The organism is Fructilactobacillus sanfranciscensis DSM 20451, assembly GCF_001436035.1.
Classification (GTDB): Bacteria; Bacillota; Bacilli; order Lactobacillales; family Lactobacillaceae; genus Fructilactobacillus; species Fructilactobacillus sanfranciscensis.
Genome location: NZ_AYYM01000043.1, coordinates 1 through 3405 on the forward strand (window position 1 = coordinate 1; position 3405 = coordinate 3405).

2 protein-coding genes, 1 pseudogene and 1 other annotated feature are annotated in these 3405 nt (G+C 34.9%); all 3 genes and pseudogenes read left to right on the plus strand.

The genetic code is table 11. The features are described 5' to 3' along the window. The first annotated feature begins 89 nt into the window (after nt 1–89). Nucleotides 90–351, plus strand: a binding site (T-box leader). A 54-nt stretch (nt 352–405) separates the two neighbouring features. The 3 genes and pseudogenes from FD36_RS06195 to FD36_RS06205 all read left to right on the plus strand — a co-directional run bounded on the left by FD36_RS06195 (nt 406) and on the right by FD36_RS06205 (nt 3353). After that, nucleotides 406–1581 (plus strand): annotated as a pseudogene (locus FD36_RS06195) (aminotransferase class I/II-fold pyridoxal phosphate-dependent enzyme). Nucleotides 1582–1593: 12 nt separating this feature from the next. Further along, nucleotides 1594–2649: a methionine ABC transporter ATP-binding protein gene (locus tag FD36_RS06200; protein WP_056958825.1), complete on the plus strand. Its 1056-nt coding sequence runs from the start codon at nt 1594–1596 to the stop codon at nt 2647–2649. Continuing rightward, a complete protein-coding gene (locus tag FD36_RS06205; RefSeq protein WP_056958827.1) occupies nt 2649–3353 on the plus strand; it encodes a methionine ABC transporter permease in 705 nt (234 codons plus the stop codon). Before FD36_RS06200 ends, FD36_RS06205 begins: the two co-directional genes overlap by 1 nt. The last annotated feature ends 52 nt before the right edge of the window (nt 3354–3405 follow it).

Here is a 3405-nt window from a genome sequence, read left to right on the forward strand (position 1 = left end):
AAGCTAAGGTCTTTTTTTATGCGTAAAATAAAAAAACTAAATTTGTTGTTGACAGATGTTTAAATTACCTTTAATATGATAACAATCAAATAAACAAATTGTAGAGCTGAGTATTTATTGAAACTTCTAAGAGAGTCTCTGTTTGGTGAAAAGAGATGAAGGGCAGATAAAGAAGATGGGCTTAAAATCAATCACTAGTGAGTTTTTAGTAATTAGCTAGTGGCGGGATTGCTACCGATATCTTAGCAAAATTTTTCTGATTGAGACGCGTCATCAGAGAAGTTTACGAGGCAGATTCCAGTGATGGTCTCTGTAAACTAAGGTGGTACCACGAAAGCATTCGTCCTTTTATTATAGGATGAGTGCTTTTTTGTTTATTAAAATAAAGTTTAAAGAGGTAATCAGATGAAATTTCAAGAATCTAAAATTTTACAATCGTTACTAACTCAGTTTTTTGCAACTTTAGTTCAAAAAGTAAATGAAAAAATTGCAACTGGTGCAGATGTAATTAATTTAGGTTAAGTTAACCCAGATCAGCCAACTCCTGATAATACAGTTAAAGCAATGCAAACAGCCGTTGCTAATCCTAAAAATCACAAGTATTCACCGTTTGATGGTTTACCAGCATTAAAACAAGCAGTCGCAGATTTTTATAAGCGTGAATATGATGTTGATTTAAATCCAGATGCTGAAATTGCAATTTTAGGTGGGTCGAAAACAGGATTAGTTGAGTTTCCCCTTGCAATTTTGAACCCAGGTGACACGATGTTATTGCCTGATCCAGGATATCCAGATTACTTATCAGGAGTGCAACTAGCAAAAGTTAAATTAAATTTATTTCCATTAGAGGAAGCAAATAATTTTTTGCCAGATTATGGTACGATTAATAGTAAAGTTAAAGAAGATGCAAAATTGCTATACCTTAACTATCCAAATAATCCGACGGGAGCAATCGCAACTTCTGATTTTTTCAAAGAAACAGTTAACTTTGCTAAAGAAAATCAAATTGGAATTGTACATGATTTTGCATATGGTACTTTAGGTTATCATAATAAACCATTAAGTTTCTTACAAACCCCAGGTGCCAAAGAAGTTGGAATCGAAATTTACACAATGTCTAAAACCTATAACATGGCCGGTTGGAGACTAGGATTTGCAATTGGAAATCCTGATATGATTAAGGCAATTAATTTGATTCAAGATCATCTTTTGGTGAGTGTCTTTCCTGCCATTCAAGACGCTGCCATTGCGGCTTTATCAGAATTACAAACATCAGTTGCTAAATTAAACGAATTATATACTGATCGCCGTGAAGCTTTTGAAGGTGCAGCAGCTAAAATTGGATGGTATGCATCTCCGGCTAAGGGGTCATTTTATTCATGGATGCCAGTTCCTGCTGGTTATACTTCAGAAAGCTTTGCCAATCTATTGCTTGATCAAGCAGCCGTTGCTGTAGCACCTGGAATAGGGTTTGGAAAAGCTGGAGATAAATTTGTTCGGATTGGCTTATTAACTAGTCCAGCAAGATTACAGGAAGCAGTAGCTAGAATTGTAAAATTACACCTATTTAAAAACAACTAAAAGGAGAAAATAATGACAGATAATATTGTTGAATTCAAAAACGTATCGGTCGATTTTACCCAAGATAAAAAGCAAATTAAAGCTGTATCAGATGTATCATTTGGAATTCCAGAAGGACAAATTTTTGGAATAGCCGGATATTCTGGTGCTGGTAAATCAACCTTGGTTCGAACTGTAAACTTACTTCAAAAACCAACTAGTGGTGAAGTGGATGTTTTTGGTAAATCAGTTTATAAAAATACTGATGGAAAAGTTGAAATTATTGACGAAAAACAATTAAGAACGGAACGTCGTAAAATTGGAATGATTTTCCAACATTACAACTTATTGTCACAAAAAACAGTGCAACAAAACGTTGAATTTGCTTTAAAACACGCGGGGTTAAAAGAAAAAGATGTCGCTGCTAAAGCAAAGAGTCTTCTAAAAGATGTTGGACTATCTGATTACACTAAACATTTTCCTGCTCAACTATCTGGGGGACAACAACAACGTGTGGCAATCGCTAGAGCACTGGCAAATGACCCTAAAATTTTAATTTCTGACGAAGCAACATCAGCTCTTGATCCAGAAAATACTAATCAAATTTTGGACTTGCTTAAAGATTTAAACCAAAAACGTGGGTTAACGGTTATTTTAATTACTCATGAAATGGATGCAATTAAACGAATTTGTGATCAAGTTGCCATTATGGACGCCGGTAAGGTAGTTGATCTTGGTAGTTTAATTGATGTTTTTGTAAAATCAACTAACCCTGTTACTCGTAAAATTGTTGGTGGAGACTTTGATGCATTTTCAATTTTAAAATCACTTAATATTGATACCAAAAACCGTCATCTTGTAAAATTGATTTACTTCTCACAAGAAATCTCGAAACCAATTATTATTGAGCTTTATTCTAAATTCCAAATTGCAGCAAGTATCGTTTATGCTGATATTGAAAAATTCAGAGATGAAGCAGTTGGAATTATGATTGTTGATTTAAATGGTGAAGAAACTCAACGCAAACAAGCGATTGAATATCTTCAAAATCTAGATATTGAAGTTAGTGAATTGAGAGGTGAAGCATAATGAAAGAATGGTTTATTACAAATTTCCCAAACGTTGTGCAACAAGGTTGGTACGGTGAAACTGGTTGGTGGACATCAATTGTACAAACTTTATACATGACATTTTGGTCAGCTATTTTTGGTGGAATTGCCGGATTAATTTTCGGAGTTGCCTTAGTCTTGTTTGATAATGATGGAATTATTCCTAATAAAGTAATTTTTAACATCGTTGATAAGATTGTTTCATTGTTCCGTGCAGTTCCATTCATTATCTTATTGGCCTTCATTGCTCCTGTAACGCAAAAAATTGTAGGAACACAAATCGGTACGACTGCTGCTTTAGTTCCATTGTCAGTGGGTGTCTTTCCTTTCTACGCTCGTCAAGTTCAAGTGGCGTTACAAAGTGTTAATAAGGGGACAATTGAGTCAGCTGAATCATTAGGATCAACCAACTGGGATATTATCTCAGGAATTTATCTTAATGAAGCTTTCCCAGAATTGATTAGAGTTTCGACTGTTACTTTAATTAGTTTAGTTGGTTTAACTGCAATGGCCGGAGCAATCGGTGCCGGTGGTTTAGGTAACATGGCCATTTCATATGGATATAACCGTTTTGCAAATGACACGACTTTAGTTGCTACTATCTTAGTTGTTATCCTTGTGCTTGTTATTCAAGTCGTTGGGGATGTTTGGGCTAAATTAGTTGACCATGGGTCACGAGATTAAAAATTAAAAACCGTTTAGGCTTGAAAACAAAGCTGAGGGGCCTCAATAAAGT

Excerpts from the sequence above, each read along its gene's own strand:
- FD36_RS06200 (WP_056958825.1), top strand. The coding sequence starts at position 1,594 with ATGACAGATAATATTGTTGAATTCAAAAACGTATCGGTCGATTTTACC.
- FD36_RS06205 (WP_056958827.1), top strand. The coding sequence starts at position 2,649 with ATGAAAGAATGGTTTATTACAAATTTCCCAAACGTTGTGCAACAAGGT.